The organism is Bradyrhizobium sp. KZN70725, assembly GCF_055264925.1.
Genome location: NZ_JBUYWT010000015.1, coordinates 116,830 through 139,954, shown reverse-complemented (window position 1 = coordinate 139,954; position 23,125 = coordinate 116,830). Strand labels below are relative to the sequence as shown.

Genomic DNA, 23,125 nt, shown 5'->3' with positions numbered 1-23,125 from the left:
AGCCACGCGGCCTTCGTGGCGTGGCTTGGGCCGGTGTTCTGGCCCTACGCCTATTCGGACATCTTTGACTACACGTTCTGGTCCTATGCCTACGAGCCCGGCTATTGGGCCTACGCCTATGACGACTTCGTCGACACCGTGTTCTGGGACACCAACAGTCCCTACTCCGCCTATGCCAGCATCTATCCTGGCGACTATCCGGCGACCGCGGGCCGCGATCGGTCCCGTCAGCGCACCGACACGAGCCCGCAGGCAGTCAAGCAGCTCTGCGGCGAACCGGACAAGGGCGTCACGGCCTGGCCGCTTGCCGACATCGCGCGGGCGGTACGGCCGGACCAGCAGCAGCGCGCCCTGCTCGACGAGTTGAAGACATCAGCGGCAAAGGCCGCCGATATCTTCAAGGACTCCTGTTCGGACAGCTATGCCATGACGCCCACCGGCCGCTTGCGGTCGATGCAAAACCGCATCAGCGCGACGCTCGAGGCGATCAAGATCGTGCGGCCTGCGCTGGAGAATTTCAACAGCTCGCTCAGCGACGAGCAACAGGCCCGCTTCAATGCGCTCGGTCCACATGTCGGCGAGCGTTCGCCGCAGCAGGAGGCGACCGCGCAAGCCGGCAATTGCGGCGATTCGAAATCCGACCTGGCGCACCTGCCGATCAACCGGATCGCGGCCTCGCTTCATCCAGCCGGCAAGCAGAAGGAGGCGCTCGACCGCCTGAGCGATGCGACCACAAGAGCCATCGCGGACCTGCAGGCGGCCTGCCCGAACGACGTGCCGCTGACGCCGGTCGGCCGGCTGGAGGCGATGCAGCACCGGCTCGAAGCCATGCAGAAGGCCGCGAAGCTGATCGAGCCCGCACTGGACGAGTTCTATACGATGCTGAGCAGCGAGCAGAAAGCCCGCTTCAACACGCTGCAGCGGGTCGCGAGCCCCTGAGACGGCCGGACGGCGATCCGGATCGCCGGGCGCGCCACAGAATGCCAGCCCCCCATCTTGCCTTTGCGGCCGGCGCGCAGCAATGTCTGGTACCGGCATCCCGATGCAATGCCGAATGACGGGGCGGGAATGAAGCGCGGCTGGATGAGCACTGGCGAGCTACGCGAGCGCTGGGGCGATTCCTTGTTGACGGTGCTCACTGTCCTGCTCCTGGTCATGATTTTCGTGGTGGCGCCGTTGCAGGCGTTGGGGCTGTTCGAGTTCCAGATTTTTGAGCTCCTGCTCGCGCTGGTCCTGGTCGGCGGCGTCTTCCTGATGTCAGGCAGCACGCTGGCGGTCGTCACGATGCTGGTCGCGCTCGTCATGATCGTCACGGGCGGGATCCTGAGACTACGCTCACCTTCAATTTTCGATCTCAACCTGTTCGCCGCATCCTGGCTGCTCGTCGGCCTCACCATGGCCGTGACGGTGGCGCGCGCGACGTTCGCGCCAGGCCGCGTCACCTATCACCGTGTGATCGGCGCGGTCCTGCTCTATCTCACGGTCGCCGTGATCTTCGCGGCGCTCTACACCTTTGTCGGCACGCTGAGGCCCGATGCATTTCCCGGCATGAAGGTGGAAGACAGCCCGACATTGGCGAGCCGCGTCCTCTATTTCAGCTTCGCCACGCTCACGACGACAGGTTATGGCGACGTCGCTCCGCTGCATCCGATCGCGCGGAGCCTGTGCAATCTCGAGGCGATCTTCGGCCAGCTCTATCCGGCAACGCTGCTGGCGCGGCTCGTCACGCTTGAGATCGAGCACCGCAACGAGGAGTCCTGACGGGGCGGGAAGCATGCAGCGCCGTGCCCACCTGACGGCGTACTAGACCACCGTCCGGTGCCGCTCGATGCAGGTTCGCAGCACTTCGTCCAGCGGACGGCCCCACCAGTCATTCGAGAAGATCTCAATCTCCGAATAGCCGTCAAAGCCCTGCGCCTCGACGGCGGCGCGCACCGATCTGATGTCGATGACGCCGTCACCCATCATGCCGCGGTCGTTGAGGATGTCCTTGGTCGGCACCAGCCAGTCGCAGACATGGAACGCGAGCAGGCGATCCTGGCCGGCGCGCGCGATCTGGCGCATCAGCTCCGGATCCCACCAGATGTGATAGACGTCGAGCGCGACGCCGATCGCGCCGGTTCTGCCGGGATCGAGTGCGTCGCAGATATCGAGCGCATGCCTTGTGGTGTTCACGCAGGCGCGGTCGGCGGCATAGGCCGGATGCAGCGGCTCGATCGCGAGCGGCAGCTTTGCTTGTTTCGCATAGTCCAGCATCTCGGCGATGCCGTCATGCACCTGCGATCGTGCCAACGCAATATCCTTCGACGCCGCGCTGCCCGGCCGCGAATATTGCGGCAGGCCGCCGACCACCAGCACGATGCAGGAGGCGCCGAGCGCGGCCGCCTCGTCGACCGCACGGCGATTGTCGTCGCGCGCTTCGCTGCGATGCACGCCATCTGCCGTGAACATGCCGCCGCGGCAATAGCCCGACAGATCGAGCCCGGCATCCTTGACCGCACGGACGGCGCGATCGAGGCCGACGGCTGCAACCTGGTCGCGCCAGGGATCGATGGCGCGGATGCCATGGCGCGCGCAGGCCTCGACGATGGCGAGAAGATCGCCCTGCTTGCGGACGGTCGCCGTGTTCAGCGACAGCCAGCGGTGGTCGTTGGAAAAGTCGCGCATCAGGCGTCGATGCCGCGCGTGGCCAGGATCGTCGCCATCCGGCGCGTCGCGAGCTCCGGATTGGCGAGCAGACCAGCCTTGTCGGCGAGCCGGAACAGCTCGGCAAGATGCAAGGTCGAGCGCGCGCTCTCCTGCCCGCCGACCATCGTAAAATGATCCTGGTGCCCGTTGAGATAGGCCATGAACACGATGCCGGTCTTGTAGAAGCGCGTCGGCGCCTTGAAGATGTGGCGCGACAGCGGCACCGTCGGTCCAAGCACATCGTGGAAGCTGGCCTCATCGCCGGCCGCGAGCCGCGACAGCGCGTAGGACGCCGCCGGTGCGATCGCATCGAAAATGCCGAGCAGCGCGTGGGAAAATCCCTTGTCGTCGCCGGCGATCAGTTCGGCATAGTTGAAGTCGTCGCCGGTGTACATCTTGACCCACGGATCGAGCCGGCGCCGCATGTCGATCTCACGCTGCCTGTCGAGCAGCGACACCTTGACGCCATCGACCTTGGCCGCATTGGCGTTGATGATGGCAACCGCCGTATCCATCGCCTTGTCGAGATCGGCCGTGCCCCAGTAGCCTGACAGGGCCGGATCGAACATGTCGCCGAGCCAATGGATGATCACGGGCTCACGAACCTGCGACAGCACGCGGTCGTAGACCCTGGCGTAATCCTCCGCGCTCTGGCCGAGCTTTGCCAGCGCGCGCGAGGCCATCAGGATGATGCGACCGCCGGCCTTCTCGACTGCCGCGATTTGTTCCTCATAGGCACGGATCACATCGTCGATCGACCTGGCGTCCTCGACCGCGAGATGGTCGGTGCCGGCGCCGGAAAACACCAGCGCGTTGCCCCTGGCCTTCGCCGCCTTCACCGAGCGCTGGATCAGTTCGAGCGAGGTCGCCCAGTCCAGCCCCATGCCGCGCTGCGCGGTGTCCATGGCTTCGGCGACGCCGAGGCCGAGGTCCCAGACGTGCTCACGAAACGCGATCGTCCTGTCCCAGTCGATCGCCGCGGCCAGCCAGGGATCGACGTCGGCGCGCGGATCGGCCACCACATGCGCGGCCGAGAATGCCACGCGGTTCAGCGTACCCTCGAGCTTCGCCGGAAAGGTCCGCGACGCCGCCAGGCGATAGGTCTCGAGGCCGCCGCCAGCGGTCGGCAGCTTCAGCGACAGCGATGACATCGGTCGGACAGGCTTGTTCATGACAAAGTCCCTTCTCAGACTGATATCGGGGCGACGTCGATCCAGCGCCGCTCCTTCCAGCTCTTCAGCGCGCATTCGGCGAGCTGCACGCCCTTGGCGCCTTCGAGCAGGGTGTATTTGTAGGGCGCGTCCTCGCAGACATGGCGGATGAACATCTCCCACTGTTCCTTGAAGCCGTTGTCGTAGACGACGTTCTCAGGCAGCTTCTGCCAGTCGGCATAGAAATCATGCATCCGCTTCTCGTCCGGATTCCACACCGGCCGCGGCGTCGCCTGGCGTGCCTGGATCACGCAGTCGGTCAGGCCCGCCACCGCCGAGCCATGGGTGCCGTCGACCTGGAAGGTGACGAGGTCGTCGCGGTAGACCCGCGTCACCCAGCTCATGTTGATGTGCGCAATGACGCCGCCCTTCAGGCGGAAGGTGGCGTAGGCGGAATCATCGGCGGTCGCCTGGTATTTCTTGCCCTTCTCGTCATAGCGCTCGGGGATGTCAGTCGTGCCGAGGCAGGTCACGCTCTCGACCTCGCCGAACAGATTGTCGAGCACGTAGCGCCAGTGGCAGACCATGTCGAGGATGATGCCGCCGCCATCCTCGACACGGTAATTCCACGACGGCCGCTGCGCTTCCTGCCAACCGCCCTCGAACACCCAGTAGCCGAACTCGCCGCGCACCGAGAGCATGCGGCCGAAGAAGCCGGAGTCGCGCAGGAAGGCCAGCTTCTTCAGGCCCGGCAGGAACAGCTTGTCCTGCACGGTGCCGTGCTTGAGGCCCCTGGCATTGGCGAGCTTCACGACCGCAACGGCCTCCTCGAGGTTGGTCGCGATCGGCTTCTCGCAATAGACATGCTTGCCGGCGTTGATCGCCTTGGTCAGCAGCGAGGGCCGCGCCTGCGTGGTCGCGGCGTCGAAGAACACGGTGTCGCCGTTGCCCGCGAGCGCACGATCGAGATCGGTGGTGTGGCGTTCGATGTTGTAGCGTTTTGCCAACGCGCCGACCTTCTCGGCGTCGCGGCCGACCAGGATCGGATCGGGCATGACGCGGTCGCCGTTCGCAAGCTGCACGCCGCCCTGCTCGCGGATCGCGACGATCGAGCGGATCAGATGCTGGTTGAGCCCCATTCGGCCGGTGACGCCGTTCATGATCAGGCCGAGGCGTTTGGTCGTCATACTGCTTGCTCCTGCGAAACGCGTGGTGTTGGCCGCTTGAGCGGCTGCATGGTGGACCAGTCCGGATGGATCGAACTGGCAAAGCCCGGTGCGACGGCGATCGATCCGGTCAGCAGATCGCCGTCATGGATCGCGAGGCGGACCTTGCCGCGCTCGCGCGTGTAGAGATCGGGATGCGCGGTGAGGAAGGCGTCGGCCTCGTCAACCGGGGTGTCGGCAAAGCCATCGACATAATGATGTCCGTTGCGCTCGGCATGGGTGACGCCGATCAGCGCGCCGAGCGCGAGGTCCTGCTGCACGCCGAGCCCGGCCTGGCAGGTCAGGTCCTCGCCGCTGACGAAATACCGCTCGCCGTCCGCGCTCCACGCCGCCGCGCGGGTGGCGTTGATGATGGACTTGTAGATGCCCTTGCAGGATTTCGAGGAGATGCCGCGATAGCCGAGCACGCGGGCCTGCGGGAATGCGTCATAGGAATCGTCGGCCTCGTCGATGATGAAGCCGTGCGCCGCCAGCTTCCCGAGCGGCGAGGCTCTTGTGATATCGCGCGGCATCGGCTGCTCGATATAGAGCAGGTTTGCCCTGATCGGCTGCAGCGCCGCGTCATGGTCGAGCCGGTCGACCAGCGCGTTCAGCGCGGCAAGGTCGGCATATTGCTCGTTGGCGTCGAGCGTGATCCTGGTTGCGTAAGGCAGCTTTGCGAGCTCGCCGCCGATCCGCGCCAGCCGCGCCGCGTCATGTGCGGGATCGCCGTTCAGCTTAAGCTTGAAATAGCGCGCACCGGCGTTCTCGTTGCGGTCGGCGACGCCGCCCTCGCCTTCAACCTTGTCGTCCATTCCGACCGTGTGCCTGACGGCGACACGCTCGAGCCGTTGGCGCGTCGACAGAAACCGCGCGATCGCCGCGTCGTCTAGATCAGGCGTCAGCCGCGCGTCGATGCCGGCGATATTGCCGGCCATGCCGTCGAAGAAGTTCGCGCCGGCGGCGCGGAGCAGCGCATCCAGGATCGCCTTGTCGATCTCGGCCGGGCCAAAGCCGGCGGCAAGCGGCGGAATGTCTTCAGCTGCGCAGGCCGCAACCTGCGGGCCGATACGTTCGGCGTGGAGGCCAAACGCGGTCTCAAGACCCTTGTTCGCCAGATAGAGCCCGCGCGCGATCGCAAGCGAGCGGCGAAGCCCGTCGAGCGACTGCGCTTCGGTGAGATGCGGCCGCTTGTCGAACCATTTCGGCGCCAGCATCTCGGCGCTGGCGCCGGTGGCGCGGCCCTTGCCTTCCACCTCGATCTCGACCCGCACGAACATCTGCGTCGATGCGGTGATCGTCACCGCGCCGAAGCGGAACGGCCGGGCGAACACCAGCGGCCGTTCGAAAAACGCGATATTGTTGACTTTGAGGCGAAGCGGCATTGACGGCTCGGGTGTTAGTCCAGCGACCCCTGTGAGAAGAAATGCTTCCGGATCCGCTGCACCAGTTCGTTGAAGACAGGATCGGACATCGTCTCGAGCGAGCGCGGCCGTGGCATCGGCACGTCGTAGATCGCGGCGATCGCGCCGGGCCGCTCGGTCATCACGAGCACGCGGTCGGCGAGGAACACGGCTTCCGGGATCGAGTGCGTGATCAACAGGACCGTCTTGCCGGTCTCGCGCTGGATCCGCATCAATTCGACATTCATCCGCTCGCGCGTCATGGCGTCGAGCGCGCCGAACGGCTCGTCCATCAGCATGATCTTGGGGTCGTGCACCAGGGCGCGACAGATCGAGGCGCGCTGCTGCATGCCGCCGGACAGCTGCCAGGGCAGCTTCTTCTCGAAACCTTCGAGGCCGACCAGCTTCAGCAGATCCTTGGCGCGCGCGAGATACTTGTCCCGCGGCAGCTGCTTCATGTCGATCGGCAACATCACGTTGGAGAGGATGTTGCGCCACGGCAGCAGCAGCGCGTTCTGGAACACGATGCCGACATTGCCGTGCGGCCTGGTCACCGGCTCGCCGTCGACCAGCACCTCGCCGGTCGTCGGCGGCAGCAGGCCCGAGATCATCTTGAGCAGCGTGGACTTGCCGCAGCCGGAGGGCCCGACCACGACAAAGAACTCGCCGTCGTTGATGGTGAAGTCGAGCGGCCGCAGCGACGGCACATCACCGTCGCGTGACCGGTAGGTCTTCGAGACGCCGGAGAGTTTGATACCCGGCGTGGCATCCGCGGCGCGGTCCGACACCAGGCGCAGATGCGCGGCGGGCTGAACATCGGCTGGTTTGGTTGCAGGATTCATTCGGTCGAATCCACTGGGATGTAGAATGCTGTCATTCCGGGATGGTCCGAAGGACCAGACCCGGAATCTCGAGATTCCGGGTTCGATGCTTCGCATCGCCCCGGAATGACGGTGTTTGTTGCGCTCACGAGTCACCCTTCGGCAGATAGTCGTTGGTGTAGAACGCCTTCGGATTGGCCTTGGCCTTGGCGTCGAGGCCGCCATACTCGACCATCAAATTGACCGACTCGGTCATGTTCTGGTCGGTGACCTGGAACGGCCGCTTGGTCCTGGTCTCCGGCGTACGATAGAGCGGGATCGTCAGCTCGAAGCCTTGCGTCAACGTGTCGATCTTGCCGCCCTTCGGGTTGGCGTCGAGGATCGACTGCGCAGCCGCCTTGGGGTCCTTCTCCGCGGCTTCCACCGCCTTTGTCGTCGCCGACATGAAGCGGCGGACCAGGTCGGCATTGGCCTTCACATAGTCGGAGTTCGCGATGATGCCCGACGACACCATGTTGATGCCGTAGTCGGCGAACTTGATCGGATAGACGTCCTTGCCGGTGGCGTCCTTGATCTTCATCGACTGGTCCATGACGTAGCCGAGCAGCAGGTCGGCCTGGCCGTTGATCACGGCGTTGAGCTTGGTCTGGCCGTCGCCGGCGACGGTGTTGAAATCGCTTTCCTTCAGACCGATCTTCTTCAGGAACAGCGGCCAGATCTGCGTCATCGAATCCGCCGGCGTGATCGCGACCGTCTTGCCCTTGATGTCCTCCGGCTTCCTGATGTTCTTGTCGGCAAGGCTCATCGCCGACATCGGGCTGGTCTGCAGCAGCACGCCGGTGGCAATCACCGGCGCACCCTTCACGGCCGCGCGCATCATCGTCGGCACGTCGACATAGCCGAAATCGGCGGTCTTGGCGGCCACCGCCTGCGTGGTCGCGGCCGAGCCGCGGCCTTCCTGGATCTCGAGGTCGATGCCCTCAGTGGCATAGATGCCCTTGGCCTTGCCGTAATAGAACGGCGCGTGCTCGCCGTAGACGTACCAGTTCAGCATCAGCACGACCTTGTCGGCCGCAGATGCAGGGGCCACCGCAAGCGCGGTCCAGGCCAGTGCGGCAACGACAGCAGTAATCAATCGCATCACGTTCTCTCCCTGTTTTTCGTCATTGCGAGGAGCCAGAGCGACGAAGCAATCCATTTCTCAGCTTGTGGCGCGATGGATTGCTTCGCTTCGCTCGCAATGACGGTTTCCCTTTTCGTTAGGTGGCTCTGCGATATCCCTAGGAAGCAAAAATGATGTCATCGCGCTGGCTGACGTGCCAGGGGATCACCAGCCGCTCGATGCGGTCGACGATCCAGAACAGGATGACGCCGAGCAGCGCGAGGATCACCAGCGCGGCGAACATCGTCGGCAGGTCGAAGGTGCCGATCGAGCGCTGCATCACATAGCCGATGCCGGAATTGGAGCCGACGAACTCGCCGACGACGGCGCCGACCACGGCGAGCGTCACCGAGACTTTCAGGCCGGAGAAGATCGCGGGCATCGCGTGCGGCAGGTTGACCGCACGGAACACCTGGAAGCGGCTGCCCTGCATCGCGCGCGCCAGATCGACCATATCAGGGTCGACCGACTTGAAGCCCTGCACCGCCGACACCACCACGGGGAAGAAGCCGAGCAGGAACGCGGAGATCACCTTGGGGATGATGCCGAAGCCGAACCACACCACGAACAGCGGCGCGATCGCGATCTTCGGCACGGATTGGGAGAACACCAGCAGCGGATAGACGTAGCTCTCGATCGTCTTCGAGCCCGCGATCAGCATCGCAACGGGAATGCCGAACAGCGCCGAGAGCAGGAAGCCGCAGATCGTTGCATAGGTTGTCGGCCAGGACTGCCGCAGCAGTTCCGGCCAGTCGCTCCACAGCACCGCGACGACGTCGCCGGGCGAGGGAATTTGGTAGGCGGGAATATGGAACAAGCGGATCGCGAGGTCCCAGGCCGCCACGATGACAACCAAAAACAGGAACGGACGTACCCACGCCGCATTCAGCACCTTCGACAGGCCCGAAGGGCTCTTTGCCTCCGCCACGTCACGCTCCCTTTGCAGTCTCTCTGTTCGTTCAGAAATTAACCCGTTGGATAAATACTGTCCAGCCCCAAGCGCGCGGCAAAATCGCGCCGAAATACGCGACTTTCGTCAGGTGAGAATTTTTGTCGGATGAGACTTCGTAGCCCGGATGAAGCGCAGCGAAACCCGGGACCGCTATCCGCGCATGCAACTCCCCGGATTGCGCGGAGCCTGTCATCGGGCGCGCGTTCGCGCGACCCGTTGGCTCCATCCGGGCTACGGATCACCGCAATGATCGCAAGACCTCACACCACGCGGTGCTCGGCCGCGCGCAGCACCGGCATCGCGCCGCCGAACGCCGCCGTGGATTTGCCGGTCAGCGCCGCCAGCACCAGCGCGGTCATGTGCTCGAGGCGCTCGTCGCGGGCGTCCTTCTTCAAGAGGTCGCGGCCGAAGATCACGCTCAGCGTGGCGCTGTTGGAGAGATAGAAGAATGCGAGCCCGGCGATCGAGATGTAGAGCTGCACCGGATCGACCGCGACGCGGAAATCGCCGCTCTCGACCCCGCGCGTCACCACGGTGCGGATCATCTCGACAAAGGGCGAGTGCATCGACTTGACCTTGGTCGAACGCTTCAGGTGTTTTGCCTTGGCGAGGTTTTCGGTGTTCAGCAGCGCCAGGAACTCGGGGTTGCGCAGAAAATAGTTCCACGTGAAGTCGATCAGGCGCCCGATTGCCTCGGGCGGATCGAGATGCTCGAGATCGAGGGTGCGTTCCTCGGCACGGATCTTCTCATAGGCGCCTTCCAGCACCTCGAGATAAAGATCCTCTTTGTTGCCGACGTGGTAGTACAGCATACGTTTGTTGGCGTCGGCATTGGCCGCGATGCGATCGACCCGCGCCCCGGCGAGGCCATGGGCGGCGAATTCCTGCTTGGCCGCCTCGAGAATCCGCAGCCGCATCCCCTGGGGGTCGCGCTGCCATCTCTGTATTCGCTTTGCCTTGGCCAAATCGATCGCCCGTGATGCTGAATTGATGAATGTAGCATGACGAACGACGTTTGAGAACGAATGTTGTCGTGACGGCCATGCGGGAATATTTCTCGCAGACGCGGCATGCAGCGTCCTCCCTGCCATTCCCGGATGCACGCTGTCGTGACGACGCGCGCATGAAACGCGGCCTAGTCCGGCTTTCCTTGTGAAGGCTGCACCAGAAGCGTCGGCACACCGCATGTGCTGTTGCGCACCGTCATCACGCGCGTGCCGGGCTTGCGGCCGGTACGAACCTCGGAGACGTCGACGCCAGCGGCGATCAGCCGCGCACGTGTGGCGTCGATATCGGTGACGCGCCAGCAGATGCCGCGCAGCCGGTCCGGCGCGTCCGTCTCCGATTTGCCCGGCCGGTGCGTGACCTCGACCACGAGGTCGCCGCAGCGGAAGAACATCAGCCGGCCCCACTCCGGATGCGACCGGTCGAGCGCCATGTCGAGCCCGAGCCGCGCGCCATAGAGCGCGGCGGCGCGTTCCGGGTCGGCGGTCGAAACCACCACATGATCCATCGCGGTGATCGATGCGGTCGTGGTACGCACCGACAACGGCCGCTCCTGCTCGCGTTCCAGGAAGAACATGCGCACGCCGCGCGTCGCATCGGTCGCGGCCCGCGTACGCTTCCACGACAGCACGGCGCCGCTGGTCTCGTCGCGGCTTTCGACTTCAGTGACGGGTTCGGGCTTCAGCGTCAGCCGGTCGAGCCGGCGGTGTGTCCTGGCGATGTCGCTGGTGCGGAAGCAGAGGCTCGCAAGCCCCTCACCTTGCGTAACGAGCGCGCTGCGGATGCGCTGGGCTGCGTCATCGTCGCCGAGCGGCGCCACCAATTCCAGCGTGGTGTTGTCGAGCGTGAACAGCGTGCGGTTCGCACCACCGCCACTGTAGCGCCAGGAAGGCGTCCGCGCGAACAGCGCCTCATAGGCCGCGCTGGCAGCAGCGATGTCACTGGTCAGGACGACGATGTGATCGAGACCGGTAATCATGGCTGCAACCTCCCCGAATCTGCCGTCATTGTGTTTCTCCCTTAACCCAACCCGGAACCACGGACTGCCGCCGGCCGTTATGCCGCATGCCAGAACGGCCTGGCGCAGCCATCATCTCTACCTGTAAACCAGGCAGGGTTGCGAATATTTTCAGCGATATCGGCCGATCAGCAATGCTAGTCTGGAACCGCCGGCCGGGACCACACCAAGCCACGACGGAAAGCGAATGCAGGCCCTCTTCATCGGACAGACCTATATCGACGTCACCTTCATCACAGATCACATGCCTGTTGGCGACGAAAAGCACGTCGCCGACGCCTATGCGGTGTCGTTCGGCGGCAACGCCGTGACCGCAGCATTCTGCTGCGCCAAGCTCGGCGTCCCGCCGGACCTGATCGCCACCATGGCCAATGACTGGCTGGGACGGATGTTCTGGGACATGGCCGACAGGTACGGCATCTCGTTCCACCCCCGCAAAGTCAACTCCTCCTCGCTGTCCTTCATCATGCCGAACGACGGCAAGCGCGCCATCGTCCGCTGCCGCGACGACCAGCACATCCATCCTTTTCCGCTGCTGAACATCAAGGGCTGCCGCGCGTTGCACATCGACGGCCACCAGCCGGACGCCGCGATCCATTATGCGAAGCTGTGCCGCGAGGATGGCATCCTGACCTCGCTCGACGGCGGCGGCCTGCGCACCAACACCCACGAGCTGCTCGCATTCATCGACATTGCGATCGTCGCCGAACGCCTGTGCGAGCAGATGGACAAGACGCCGGAGCAGATGCTCGACTATCTCAAGGGTCGCGGCTGCAAGGTCGGCGGCGTCACCATGGGCGAGCGCGGCCTGCTCTGGTATGACGAGGCCGGCACAGTGCGCACGCTGCCGGCTTTCCCGATCCCGCGCGCGCGCGTGATCGACACCAACGGCGCCGGCGACGTCTTCCACGGCGCCTACATCTACTCTTACCTTTCGAACCCGAGCAAAGGCTGGCATGAGCACTTCAAGTTCGCGCGTGCAGCCTCGACCTTCAAGATCCAGATGCTCGGCAACGAGGCCGGCTTGCCGACACTCGCCGATATCGCAGCGGTCAAGCAGGAATTTCGCGCCGAGGCCTGATATCGGTGAACGGGGCTAGTCATGAGGCACGTCTTCGTCGCCGGCAGCATCAATATGGACGTGGTGGCGACCGCCGAGCGCCATCCGCGGATCGGCGAAACCGTCGCCGGCGAGGCCGTGCTCTATTTTCCCGGAGGCAAGGGCGCCAACCAGGCGGTGGCTTCGGCCAAGCTCGGCGTAGCGACCACGCTGATCGGCCGGCTCGGCACCGATGCGTTCGGCAAGGAGCTGCGAGCGTTCCTTGCCGCGCAAGGAGTCGATCTCACCTCGGTCAAGACCACGCACGGCACGCATTCCGGCACGGCGATCATCACGCTCGCCAATGCCGACAACACGATTGTCGTCGTGCCAGGCGCCAACGGGCTCGTTGACGCTCATGATGTCAAGGTCCCCTCACTTATGAAGGGTGACGTCGCGGTCAGCCAGTTCGAGATCCCGCTGCCGGCGATCGCTGCCTTCTTCCGGCGCGCCCGCGCCGTCGGCGCCACCACGATCCTCAATCCGGCACCGGCAAAACAGGCCGACAAGGCTCTGCTCGATCTCGTCGACATCCTCGTTCTGAACGAGACCGAACTCGGCTACCTGACTGGCACGGGGCTGCGCGACAGCGACACGCCGGAGCGCTTCTCCGAGGCGGCCCGGGCGTTGGGGCAAGGCAGGATCGTCTGCGTCACGCTCGGAAAGCGCGGCGTGCTGGCGCTGGTCGACAACCAGCCGCTGCTCGTGCCGGGACGCGAGGTCAAGGCCGTCGACACCACAGGCGCCGGCGATTGCTTCGTCGGCGCCCTCGCCTCACAGCTCGCCATCGGCAAGCCGCTCGGCGACGCGCTGGCCTACGCCAACGCCGCCGCCTCGATTTGCGTGCAACGGATGGGAGCCGCGCCGTCGATGCCGACGGCGGATGAGGTGGAGGACGCTCTCTCCCCAAGTCGTCCCGGCGAAGGCCGGGACCCATAACCACCGGCCACAGTTTGGGGGCACACGCATGGCAACTGCGTTCGTCTCCGCCAACGACTGCCGCGGAGTATGGGTCCCGGCTTTCGCCGGGACGACGCTTGCTTATATTTGCGCCAGCGCACTCTTCAGGTCGAAGCTCGCATCCGCCGCCTGCTCCGGCGTGATCGAGCCGCCGGCGCCGAGCAGCCGGCGGCCGAACATGTGATCGCCGGCGCGATTGATCGATTCGATGCCGAGCAGCTTGTCGCCGCGATAGCAGAACGCCGAGAACGCGCCCTGCGCGCGGTCGCCGCGCACTACGACGCGGTCGTAGCCGGTGGTGAGACCCGCCATCTGCAGCTTGTCGGGGCCCTGGTCGCTCCAGAACCACGGCAGACCGTCATAGACCTCGGTCTTGCCGGTCAGCCGCGACGCCACGCAGCGCGCATGGTCGGTCGCATTCTGCACCGACTCCAGCCGCAGCGACCCGCCGAAGCGTTTGCTGGTGTAGAGCGCGCAATCGCCGATCGCGGAGACATTCGGATCGGCGGTCAACAGATGCTCGTCGACGATGATGCCGGATGCCACCGGCAGCCCGGCCTCCGCCGCAAGCTCGACATTCGGCAGCACACCGACGCCGACCACGACGAGGTCGGCCGGGATATGCGTGCCGTTGCTCAGGCTGACACCGGTAACCTTGCCGCCATCGGCCTCGATCGCCGTGACCTGCACCCCGAGGTGAATCCGGATGCCGGCCGCGCTGTGGCGGGATTGCGAGAACTCGGAAATCTCCGCGGTCACCGCCCGCGCCATCACGCGGGAGGCAAGCTCGACCACGTCGACCTCGAGGCCCTTGGCCCGGGCAGTGGCGGCGAATTCGAGCCCGATGAAGCCCGCACCGATCACGACGACGCGCATGCCGGGCGCGATCAAGTCGCGCAGCGCCTGGCTCTCATCCAGAATGCGCAGGTAGCGGACTGCGTCGAGCTTGGCGTTGGGGATATCCAGCAGCCGGTTCCGCGCGCCGGTTGCGAACACCAGGTGTCCGTAATCGAGCGACGCGCCGGAGGCGAGCGCCACCTTCCGCGCATTGCGGTCGATCGCATGGGCGCGATCGGTGATCAGCTCGATCTTGTTGTCCTGGTAGAACTTGTCGGGCCGGAACATCAGGCTCTCGGGCCCGCCGGTCCCTTTCAGATAGGCCTTCGACAGCGGCGGCCGCTGATACGGCAAATGGCCTTCGTCATTGATCAGGGCGACGCGCTCGGCGAAGCCGGCCTGGCGCAGCGACGCCGCGAGCTGGAAGCCGGCGTGTCCGGCGCCGACGATGATGACCGAGCCTGTCATCGGAACAACCCAAATACGCGCGAGCAGGAGTGACCCATGCCGTTTCCTCTTGTCGATGTTAGCTTGCTTGCCCCGTCCCCACAGCGCTCGTGTCTGCGTACCGAAGGCGCACGCCATTTGGCCTCATGGCTCGTACCGATGCAAGGGGGTCCCAGGCGATTCTGGGCGCGCCCGCGGCCCCCGGGCCGGATTGCCACGGCTCCCGCCAAGGCCTTAAATGTCCGGAACCAACAAGCCCAAGGTCTTCAATATGCCAGCACCCGCCCCCTCCGCCACCGACCCCGCTTTGCTCCGCATCGACGGCGCCATCGCGACCATCACACTGAACCGGCCGGCCGCGTTCAACGCGATCGACATGACGATTGCCAAGAAGCTCGAGCAGCTCAGTGCCGAGGTCGAAGCCAACAAGGACGTTCGCGTACTGGTCATCGAGGGCGAAGGCCGCGCCTTCTGCGCCGGTGGCGATTTGCAGACCATCGGCGCCGCGACCGAAGCCAACAATGTCGCCCCCGTGGTCGGCGAGATGCTTCACCACTACCATGCCTTCATCGAGACGGTCCGGCGGATGCCGAAGATCGTGCTATCCAGCGTGCATGGTTCGGCGGCCGGAGCCGGCATGGGCCTCGCGTTCGTGACCGACCTGTGTATCGCCGCAGAGGATGCCCGCTTCACGCCCGCCTATGCCAAGATCGGCGTATCGCCGGATGGCGGCAGCACGGTCGGCATCGTCGGCACGGTCGGTACCCGCCGCGCGCTGCAGATTTTCCTGGCCGAGGATGGGTTCACCGCGCAGCAAGCCTATGAATGGGGTCTCGTCGTCAAGACCGTCCCCGCGGCCGAGCTGAAGGCGGCGACGCGGCAGCTCGCCGAGCGTCTGGCGCAAAATCCGCCCGCCGCAATCGCGGGGACCAAATCACTGGTCTATCAGGCCGCCACCACGCCGACCAATCAGCAGCTCGACGCCGAGGAACACAAGATCATCACGGCGATGCATACCGACGATTTCCGCGTCGCCGTGAAGAAGTTCACCAGCAAGTCGAAGTAGAGGTTTGGCTAGTTCGGGCAAATGTACCCCGTGCCGCCGGGTGCCTTGAAGCAGCCGACCGATTCCGGGATCACCTGCTTGGGCAGCCACAGCACGACCTTCGGAAAATAGATCGTGAAGCAGATCGTGACCAGGAACACGACATAGATCGGCAACGCCGCCCGCAACGCTTTTGCAAAACTGATGCCGACGAATTTCGAGGCCATCAGCAGCACGAGCCCGTAGGGCGGCGTGATCAGGCCGAACGCCAGCGTTGCGATCAGCACCACGCCCATGTGCACGCCGTTGATGTCGCCGGCCTGGGTCAAGGCGTTGACCAGCGGCATGAAGATGATGATGGTCGGCACCGGCTCGATGAAGTCGCCGACCACGGTGAACAGCAACACCATCAAGAGCATGATGAGGTGCGGGTCGTTACCGGCGATCGAGGTGATCCAGTCGGCGATGTAGATCGCGCCGCGCAGATAGGCCAGCATCCAGCCGAACGCGTTCGCCGCGCCGATCGTGATCAGCGGCAGCGAGAAGATCAGGCCGGCGAGGCAGAAATCATACGGGATCTTCTTCAGGTGCCCGCGGTTCAGCGCCGGGATCACCACGACGATGATGTAGGCGACCGCGACCACGCCGGCCTCGGTCGGCGTGAACCAGCCGGTCAGGATGCCGCCCAGCAGGATCACCGGGATCATCATCGGCAGCGCCGCGTCACCGGCGGCGAACGCAACCTGGCGCGGCGGCGCACGCGGCTTGCGCAGGCCCGAGGGACCGAAGAAGTAGCAGTAGATCATCAGCCCGAAGCCGATCATCAGTCCGGGGACCACACCGGCCATGAACAGCCCGGCGATCGAGACATTGCCGACCGCGCCATAGACGACCGCCGTGATGCTCGGCGGCACCAGCGCTGCGATCGTCGACGCCGAGGCGATGATCGCGGCGATGAAGGCCGGCTCGTACCCTTCCCGCCGCATCGGCCCACCGAGCGCCCGGCTCATGACCGCGACGTCGGCGGTGGTCGAGCCGGACATCTCCGAGAAGAACATGCTGAAGACGACGACGACCTGCGACAGCCCGCCCCTGATATGGCCGACCAGCGAGACCGAGAGATTGGCGATGCGGACCACGACATTTGCGGAGCTCATGAGCTCGCCGACCAGCAGGAAGAACGGGATCGCAAGCAGCGCCTCGGAATCGACGCCGTCGAAGACCTTCTGGATGATCGCCGCCAGCGAGACGTCTGATAGCACTGCGCCGACGAACACGCCAGCCATCAGCGAGAACGGCACGGGCACGCCGAGATAGCCGAAGAACAGGAAGCAGAACGACATCAGCGCAAGCACGACCGGTGCGCTCACGGCTGCACTCCCGTCGTCGCGCGGGTATCGATCGCAGGAATCGGAAGGTGGTCATCCGGCGGCTCCGGATGGTCGAAGCCATTGCGGATCCCATTGACGAGCTGCTCGATCGTGAACAGGCCGATCAGGATGCCGGACAGCGGGATCACCGCATAGAGCGAGGCGATCGGCGTACCGGACGGCAGGCGGAAGCTGCCGAAGCCTCGGAGGTAATTTTGATAGCCGTACCAGACCAGGCAGAAGGCGACACCCAGCACCACCAGACGGATGACGATCTCGACGATCAGCCGCGACCTGCCATGCAGCGCTTCGGAGATCGCGGTGAGATAGAGATGGTCGTTGCGCCGTGTCGCGACCGCGGCCCCGATGAAGATCGCGTAGATGAACAGCGTCGAGGTCACCTCCTGCAGCCACAGCCAGGGATGACCGATGGTGCGGGTGACGATATCGGCGGTCACCGACAGCGAGAAGCCGAAGCACAGCAGGCCGCACAGCATCATCAGGATCAGCTCGAGCCGGTCGAGCGCCCGCCATTTCAGATGCCGCTGCCGTTGCAGCACCAGTGTGTCGGCGATGGCCATCGAATGCTCCGTCCTCGTATGTCGTCCCGGCGAAGGCCGGGACCCATAACCACCGGCGCCTGATGCTTTGAGAAAGAACGGCCGCCCGGTGCTTCAATGGACGAGCCGCGGCGTATGGGTCCCGGCCTTCGCCGGGACGACGCAGGAAGTGGGCTAGTTGACCGCGCGGATCAAATTCTTAATCTTCTCCGCATGCGGCCCGAGATCCTTGGCGAGCTTGTCGAGATAGGGATCGGCGATCGCGGTAAAGCTCTTCTTGTCCACATCCTCGACCACCTTGACGCCGAATGACTTCAGTTTTGCAGCCGCATTCTTCTCCAGTTCGAACGCCTTCGCCGGCTCCTTGGCGCTCACCTCGGCGGCCGCTGTCGTCACCCAGGCCTTCTGCTCGGCTGAAAGGCTCTGCCACAGCCTGTCGCTGATGAACAACAGCGCATTGTTGGCCTCATGCTCGGTCATCGAGAGCACCGGCGCGACTTCGTAGTGCTTATTGACGAGGTAAACATTCACGCTGTTTTCCGCCGCCTCGACGACGCCGGTCTGCAGCGACGTGTACACGCTGCCGAACGGCATATGGACGGTTTGCGCGGCGTAAGCCGGGAAGATCGTGTCTTCCGTAGCCGTCGCCTGAACGCGAATCTTTACACCCTTGAGGTCGCTGACGTTGTGGATTTCCTTCCTGGCGTAGATGCTTCTTACGCCTTGGCTGCCCGTCGCGATGACATGAAGGCCTTGCGACGTGTCGTCGATCATCGCCTTGATCGCGTCAATCACCTTCTGATCGGCAAGGGCCTTCACCACATGGTTGGCGTCGCGGAATAGGAAATGCAGCGACATCACACCGGCCTGCGGCGAGATAGTCGCGGTGTTCGCCGACGAGATGATGGCGAATTCAATGTCTCCGGATTTCACGAGCTGCAGCAGCTGCGGCTCCTGTCCGAGCTGCGCTCCCGGATACTGGTCGACGATCATGGTCCCCTTGCTCAACTCCTTGAGCTTGGCGGAGAACATGTCGTAGGCCACGCTGTATCCGGTGTTGAGCTGCTGATCGTGCGCGAAGCGGTAGTGCTTGACTTCCTGCGCGCCGGCGCCCGCGGAAAGCAGCAGCGCTGCCGCGGCCATGGCAATCCCGACGATCCTGGCTGAATAGCCCATCGCGACGTTCCCCCTGTTTTTAATTGAGGGGGATCATCCCACCAGTCGCGCAGGATTGTCAATAAAACAGAGGCAATCAGCTCGTCGTAGGCGACAACGAGCACCACATCGCAGAAATTATCGACAATTCAGCAGATGCGCCTAACTTTGCAAGCTACTTCCCCTTGGCGCGCATGAAGTCGAAATCGCAGCCCTCGTCGGCCTGCAGGATGGTGTCGTTGAAGAGATGCGCGTAGCCGCGCTTGGCCCAATCGGGCGAACCGGCCGGCGCGAGCGCGTCGCGGCGCTTCTGCAATTCGGCCTCGTCGACCAACAGATCGATGCTGCGCTTGGCGACATCGAGCCGGATCATGTCGCCGTTCCGCACCAGCCCGAGCGGACCGCCGACCGCGGATTCCGGCGTGATGTGCAGCACGATGGTGCCGAACGCGGTGCCGCTCATCCGCGCATCGGAGATGCGGACCATGTCCTTCACGCCGGCGCGCGCGAGTTTCTTCGGGATCGGCAGGTAACCCGCCTCCGGCATGCCCGGCGCGCCCTTCGGGCCGGCATTGCGCAACACCAGCACGTCGTCGGCGGTGACATCGAGCGCGGGATCGTCGACCCGCAGCGTCATGTCCTCGACCGATTCGAACACCACGGCGCGGCCGGTGTGCTGCAATAGTTTCGGACTCGCCGCCGACTGCTTGATGACGGCACCGCGCGGCGCGAGATTGCCGTGCAGGATCGCCATCGCGCCTTCGGATTTGATCGGGTTCGCCTTGGAGCGGATCGCGTCCTGCCCCGGCACATCCTCGGCATTGGCGACGACCTCGCGCAAGGTCTGGCCGGTGATGGTTTTGGCATCGAGATCGATCAGGTCGCCGAGCTGCGCCATCAGCTTCGGCACGCCACCCGCGTGATGGAAATGCTCCATGTAGTGTTCGCCCGACGGCTTGAGGTCGACCAGCACGGGGACCTCGCGGCCGAGCTTGTCGAACGCCTCGAGGTCGATCTTGTGCGGCGAGCGGTTGGCGATCGCCGTGAGGTGGATCAGCCCGTTGGTCGAGCCGCCGATCGCCTGCATGACGACCTGGGCGTTGCGGAACGACGACGGCGTCAGGATCTCGCTCGGCTTCGGTCCCTTGGTCTTCGCCATCTCGGCGGCGACGCGGCCACTGGCCTCCGCAGAGCGGAAGCGTTCGGCATGCGGCGCCGGGATCGTCGCGCTCATCGGCAGCGACAGGCCGAGCGCCTCGGTAATGCAGGCCATGGTGGAGGCTGTGCCCATCACCATGCAGGTGCCGACCGACGGCGCGAGGCGGCCGTTCACCGCCTCGATCTCGTTGTCGTCGATCTCGCCGGCGCGATACTTGCCCCACAGCCTGCGGCAGTCGGTGCAGGCGCCGAGCACCTCGCCCTTGTGATGGCCGACCACCATCGGGCCGACCGGAATCACCACGGTCGGCAGATCGGCGCTGATCGCGGCCATGATCTGCGCCGGCAAGGTCTTGTCGCAGCCGCCGATCACGACCACCGCATCCATCGGCTGGGCGCGGATCATCTCCTCGGTATCCATCGCCATCAGGTTGCGCAGATACATCGAGGTCGGATGCGCAAAGCTCTCGGCGATCGAGATGGTCGGGAACACGAACGGCATCGCACCCGACAGCATCACGCCGCGCTTCACGGCCTCGATGATGTCAGGCACGTTGCCGTGGCAGGGATTGTAGTCGCTGTAGGTGTTGGTGATGCCGACGATCGGGCGATTGAGCGCATCGTCCGAATAACCCATCGCCTTGATGAAGGCCTTGCGCAGGAACAGCGAGAAGCCGGCGTCACCATAGCTTGTCAGTCCCTTGCGAAGTCCGTCGGCCATTTTCTTCTCGTCCCGTGGTTGTTCGGCCGCACTTAAGGAGCGGCAGGAATTATTGTCAATATGAGATAATCCGGTCGCGGCGGGTGGCTGGTCCGCGGCAAAATCGCCCCCATTATTGACAATAACCGTGGCGCTATGCTGACCTCAGGCACCGATCCAAAGCCGAGAGCGCATGACAGCCGAGCCCACATTGCCCGAACTCCAGGCCCCCTCGCGCGAGGAGGAACAAGCGGAGGTGATCCGCCGGCTGGAGGAGGACATCATCTTCGGCCGCTTCGCGCCCGGTTTGCGCCTGGTCGAGGATAACCTGATGCAGCGCTACGGCGCGAGCCGGCATTTCGTCCGCCAGGCCCTGTTCCAGCTCGAGCGCCAGGGCATCGTGCTGCGCGAGAAGAATGTCGGCGCCACGGTGCGGTTCTATTCGGCCGAGGAAGTGCGGCAGATCTATGAGGTGCGCGAGATGCTGACGCGGCAGGCCGCGCTGATGATCGCCCTGCCCGCGCCGCAAAGCCTGATCGACCAGTTGAGCGAGCTGCAACGGCACTACTGCATCAAGGCCGAGGCGCAGGACATGCGCGGCATTCACGAGACCAACGATGCGTTCCACCTCGCGCTGTTTTCCGCCTGCGGCAATCCTTACCTCGTCCGCTCATTGCAGGACTACATGAACCTGACGCTGCCGATGCGCGCCAAGAATCTCGCCGACAGCGAGGGCCTCGCATTGTCGCGCCGCCAGCACGAATTGATGATCGAGCTCTTGAAGGGCCGCGACAGCTGGGCGCTGGCGCAGCTTTGCGTCGATCACATGCAGTACAGCAAGGCGGATTATCTCGTCCGCATCTCCAACGACAAAAAGCCGCAATAGCGCGATACGCGGCCTCCTCGTGAAGGAGACGGCGATGCGCTATGTGGCTATATTCCTTGGATCGTTCACCGTGCAGCTTGCGCTCGGCGGCGTCGGCGAAGCGGCCGATCCGCGCGCGACGCAGCTCACCTACGAGCCCTGGACCAAGACGTGCCTGACAGAGGCGAGCTGCTTCGTCGGCGCCGCCGCGCGCGGTCAGTGTTCACCATCGGGCGGCACACTCAGCGTCTCGCCGCAGAGTAGCAAGCGCGCGATCGTGAGCGCCAATGTCGGAACGCGGACCATGCTGGAAGGCACGATCAGCCTCCGCATCGATCAGGACGAGCCGATCCAGATCGCGAGGCCGCATTGTTACACGCTCGGCTGCGGCGGCACGCTCGAGGCCGACGGCGAAATGATCGAGCGGCTGAAGCACGCGCAGACGATCGCTGTCGAAGCCAAGAACCTCACCGGGCAGACCATAAGCCTCGCCTTTCCCCTCACGCACTTCGCCGAGACCTTTGACGGGCCCGGCAGCCCGCCCAAGACATCCGGGCAAGGTTCGAAGGAGGCGCAGCAGCACACCGAATCCGTGAAGCAACTGCCGCAATGCGAGGATTGATCACTTCTTCCAGTCGATCACCCTCTCCTTGTCGCCGTCGAACTCCATGCTGCAGAACGCGCCGCCCTGGTAATAGTCGCCGACCGGATCCGGCGGCAGCTTGGCCTGCTCGGCCATCGCGTGCTCGCGGAAATCTTCAGCCCTTCCGGTCGGACGATAGCCGAGATCGTAGGCGCAGTGATTGTCCCACCACGAGCGCTCATTGTAGGACGCGCCGTACAGCACCTCGAAATGGATGTCGGGATGCTCGAGCCCGATGCGGCAGAGCTGCACGAGGTCTTCCGGCTTGAGCCAGATCGAGAGCCTGCGGTGGTCGAGCGGCGCCTCGCCGAAATTGCCGATCCGGAGGCACGTGACCTTGATGCCGTGCTTGTCGGCATAGAGCGCGCCGACGCCTTCGCCGAACACCTTGCTCACACCATAGCGACTGTCCGGCCGCGCGGTGACGTCGGTGCCGATGCGGTGATGACGCGGATAGAACCCGACCGCGTGATTGGATGAGGCGAAGATCACGCGCTTGACGCCCTTTTTGCGCGCCGCCTCGAACAGATTGTAGCAACCGATGATGTTGGACTGCAGGATCGCGTCCCAGGGGCCTTCGACCGAATAGCCGCCGAAATGCAGAATGCCGTCGACGCCTTCGCAGATCGCCTCGACCTGTGCGAGGTCGGCGAGATCGGCCGCCTTGAACTTTTCGTTGCTGCCGAGATCGGAGGGCTGCTTGATATCGCTCAGCAGGAGATCCGGATAGATCGGCGGCAGCAGCTTGCGCAGGCTCGTTCCGATTCCCCCTGATGCGCCGGTCATCAATATGCGTGGCATGCCGTCCCTCTTCTTTCCTGATTGCTGCGATCGAATTGCGGTCGCAGGCCGACAATGATAGCAAACCAGGCGCTCAAGGA

The 23,125-nt window shown here is 64.4% G+C and carries 22 protein-coding genes; 7 read left to right on the top strand and 15 right to left on the bottom strand.

Annotation, left to right across the window (positions count from 1 at the left end):
• The first annotated feature begins 15 nt into the window (after positions 1–15).
• On the top strand, positions 16–939 hold the full coding sequence (locus ACZBJS_RS17150) for a Spy/CpxP family protein refolding chaperone (protein ID WP_463438919.1): 924 nt from the start codon (positions 16–18) through the stop codon (positions 937–939).
• Between the two features lie 144 nt (positions 940–1,083).
• The gene (locus ACZBJS_RS17145; RefSeq protein WP_225160765.1) at positions 1,084–1,761 is read left to right on the top strand and encodes a potassium channel family protein; all 678 of its coding nucleotides are present in this window, start codon (positions 1,084–1,086) and stop codon (positions 1,759–1,761) included.
• Positions 1,762–1,803: 42 nt separating this feature from the next.
• Here the strand turns inward: ACZBJS_RS17145 and ACZBJS_RS17140 are convergent, their stop codons facing one another.
• The 9 genes from ACZBJS_RS17140 to ACZBJS_RS17100 form a co-directional block, all read right to left on the bottom strand.
• Entirely contained in the window at positions 1,804–2,667 is an 864-nt protein-coding gene (locus tag ACZBJS_RS17140; RefSeq protein WP_168857796.1) for a sugar phosphate isomerase/epimerase family protein, read from the bottom strand.
• Positions 2,667–3,860 carry a dihydrodipicolinate synthase family protein gene (locus ACZBJS_RS17135; RefSeq protein ID WP_463438918.1) on the bottom strand — a complete coding sequence of 398 codons (1,194 nt, stop codon included), beginning with the start codon at positions 3,858–3,860 and terminating at the stop codon, positions 2,667–2,669. Before ACZBJS_RS17135 ends, ACZBJS_RS17140 begins: the two co-directional genes overlap by 1 nt.
• Before the next feature lie 14 nt (positions 3,861–3,874).
• Positions 3,875–5,026, bottom strand: a complete 1,152-nt coding sequence (locus ACZBJS_RS17130; protein ID WP_463438917.1) for a Gfo/Idh/MocA family protein — start codon at positions 5,024–5,026, stop codon at positions 3,875–3,877.
• Entirely contained in the window at positions 5,023–6,429 is a 1,407-nt protein-coding gene (locus ACZBJS_RS17125) for a hypothetical protein (protein WP_316397738.1), read from the bottom strand. Before ACZBJS_RS17125 ends, ACZBJS_RS17130 begins: the two co-directional genes overlap by 4 nt.
• A 14-nt stretch (positions 6,430–6,443) precedes the next feature.
• Entirely contained in the window at positions 6,444–7,289 is an 846-nt protein-coding gene (locus ACZBJS_RS17120) for an ABC transporter ATP-binding protein (protein WP_253587456.1), read from the bottom strand.
• 124 nt (positions 7,290–7,413) lie between these two features.
• The gene (locus ACZBJS_RS17115; RefSeq protein WP_463438916.1) at positions 7,414–8,412 is read right to left on the bottom strand and encodes an ABC transporter substrate-binding protein; all 999 of its coding nucleotides are present in this window, start codon (positions 8,410–8,412) and stop codon (positions 7,414–7,416) included.
• Between the two features lie 136 nt (positions 8,413–8,548).
• Positions 8,549–9,358: an ABC transporter permease gene (locus ACZBJS_RS17110; protein ID WP_057017593.1), complete on the bottom strand. Its 810-nt coding sequence runs from the start codon at positions 9,356–9,358 to the stop codon at positions 8,549–8,551.
• Between the two features lie 284 nt (positions 9,359–9,642).
• Positions 9,643–10,299, bottom strand: coding sequence for a TetR/AcrR family transcriptional regulator (locus tag ACZBJS_RS17105; protein ID WP_057017592.1), 657 nt, complete (start codon positions 10,297–10,299; stop codon positions 9,643–9,645).
• Between the two features lie 218 nt (positions 10,300–10,517).
• On the bottom strand, positions 10,518–11,366 hold the full coding sequence (locus ACZBJS_RS17100) for a VOC family protein (protein WP_316397733.1): 849 nt from the start codon (positions 11,364–11,366) through the stop codon (positions 10,518–10,520).
• A gap of 226 nt (positions 11,367–11,592) precedes the next feature.
• Here ACZBJS_RS17100 and ACZBJS_RS17095 point away from each other — a divergent pair, with 226 nt between their 5' ends.
• Both ACZBJS_RS17095 and rbsK read left to right on the top strand, forming a co-directional pair.
• Positions 11,593–12,486, top strand: a complete 894-nt coding sequence (locus ACZBJS_RS17095; protein ID WP_463438915.1) for a sugar kinase — start codon at positions 11,593–11,595, stop codon at positions 12,484–12,486.
• A gap of 21 nt (positions 12,487–12,507) precedes the next feature.
• Complete coding sequence (rbsK, locus tag ACZBJS_RS17090) at positions 12,508–13,443, top strand: ribokinase (RefSeq protein WP_168857803.1); 936 nt, start codon at positions 12,508–12,510, stop codon at positions 13,441–13,443.
• A gap of 102 nt (positions 13,444–13,545) precedes the next feature.
• On the opposite strand, the gene ACZBJS_RS17085 is transcribed toward rbsK, so the two are convergent.
• Positions 13,546–14,769 carry an NAD(P)/FAD-dependent oxidoreductase gene (locus ACZBJS_RS17085; RefSeq protein ID WP_463438914.1) on the bottom strand — a complete coding sequence of 408 codons (1,224 nt, stop codon included), beginning with the start codon at positions 14,767–14,769 and terminating at the stop codon, positions 13,546–13,548.
• Positions 14,770–15,019: 250 nt separating this feature from the next.
• On the opposite strand from ACZBJS_RS17085, the gene ACZBJS_RS17080 reads away from it, so the two are divergent.
• A complete protein-coding gene (locus tag ACZBJS_RS17080) occupies positions 15,020–15,814 on the top strand; it encodes an enoyl-CoA hydratase/isomerase family protein (RefSeq protein WP_057017572.1) in 795 nt (264 codons plus the stop codon).
• An 8-nt stretch (positions 15,815–15,822) separates the two neighbouring features.
• On the opposite strand, the gene ACZBJS_RS17075 is transcribed toward ACZBJS_RS17080, so the two are convergent.
• The 4 genes from ACZBJS_RS17075 to ACZBJS_RS17060 form a co-directional block, all read right to left on the bottom strand.
• On the bottom strand, positions 15,823–17,163 hold the full coding sequence (locus ACZBJS_RS17075; protein WP_316397731.1) for a TRAP transporter large permease: 1,341 nt from the start codon (positions 17,161–17,163) through the stop codon (positions 15,823–15,825).
• Positions 17,160–17,744 carry a TRAP transporter small permease gene (locus tag ACZBJS_RS17070; RefSeq protein WP_076826996.1) on the bottom strand — a complete coding sequence of 195 codons (585 nt, stop codon included), beginning with the start codon at positions 17,742–17,744 and terminating at the stop codon, positions 17,160–17,162. Before ACZBJS_RS17070 ends, ACZBJS_RS17075 begins: the two co-directional genes overlap by 4 nt.
• A 153-nt stretch (positions 17,745–17,897) precedes the next feature.
• Positions 17,898–18,899, bottom strand: coding sequence for a TRAP transporter substrate-binding protein (locus tag ACZBJS_RS17065; RefSeq protein WP_057017493.1), 1,002 nt, complete (start codon positions 18,897–18,899; stop codon positions 17,898–17,900).
• Between the two features lie 154 nt (positions 18,900–19,053).
• The gene (locus ACZBJS_RS17060) at positions 19,054–20,757 is read right to left on the bottom strand and encodes an IlvD/Edd family dehydratase (protein ID WP_316397730.1); all 1,704 of its coding nucleotides are present in this window, start codon (positions 20,755–20,757) and stop codon (positions 19,054–19,056) included.
• Between the two features lie 172 nt (positions 20,758–20,929).
• Here ACZBJS_RS17060 and ACZBJS_RS17055 point away from each other — a divergent pair, with 172 nt between their 5' ends.
• The gene (locus tag ACZBJS_RS17055; RefSeq protein ID WP_057017495.1) at positions 20,930–21,622 is read left to right on the top strand and encodes a GntR family transcriptional regulator; all 693 of its coding nucleotides are present in this window, start codon (positions 20,930–20,932) and stop codon (positions 21,620–21,622) included.
• 34 nt (positions 21,623–21,656) lie between these two features.
• Complete coding sequence (locus tag ACZBJS_RS17050; RefSeq protein ID WP_141340326.1) at positions 21,657–22,223, top strand: invasion associated locus B family protein; 567 nt, start codon at positions 21,657–21,659, stop codon at positions 22,221–22,223.
• Here the strand turns inward: ACZBJS_RS17050 and ACZBJS_RS17045 are convergent, their stop codons facing one another.
• The gene (locus ACZBJS_RS17045; RefSeq protein WP_316397727.1) at positions 22,224–23,045 is read right to left on the bottom strand and encodes an NAD-dependent epimerase/dehydratase family protein; all 822 of its coding nucleotides are present in this window, start codon (positions 23,043–23,045) and stop codon (positions 22,224–22,226) included.
• Positions 23,046–23,125: the final 80 nt, after the last annotated feature.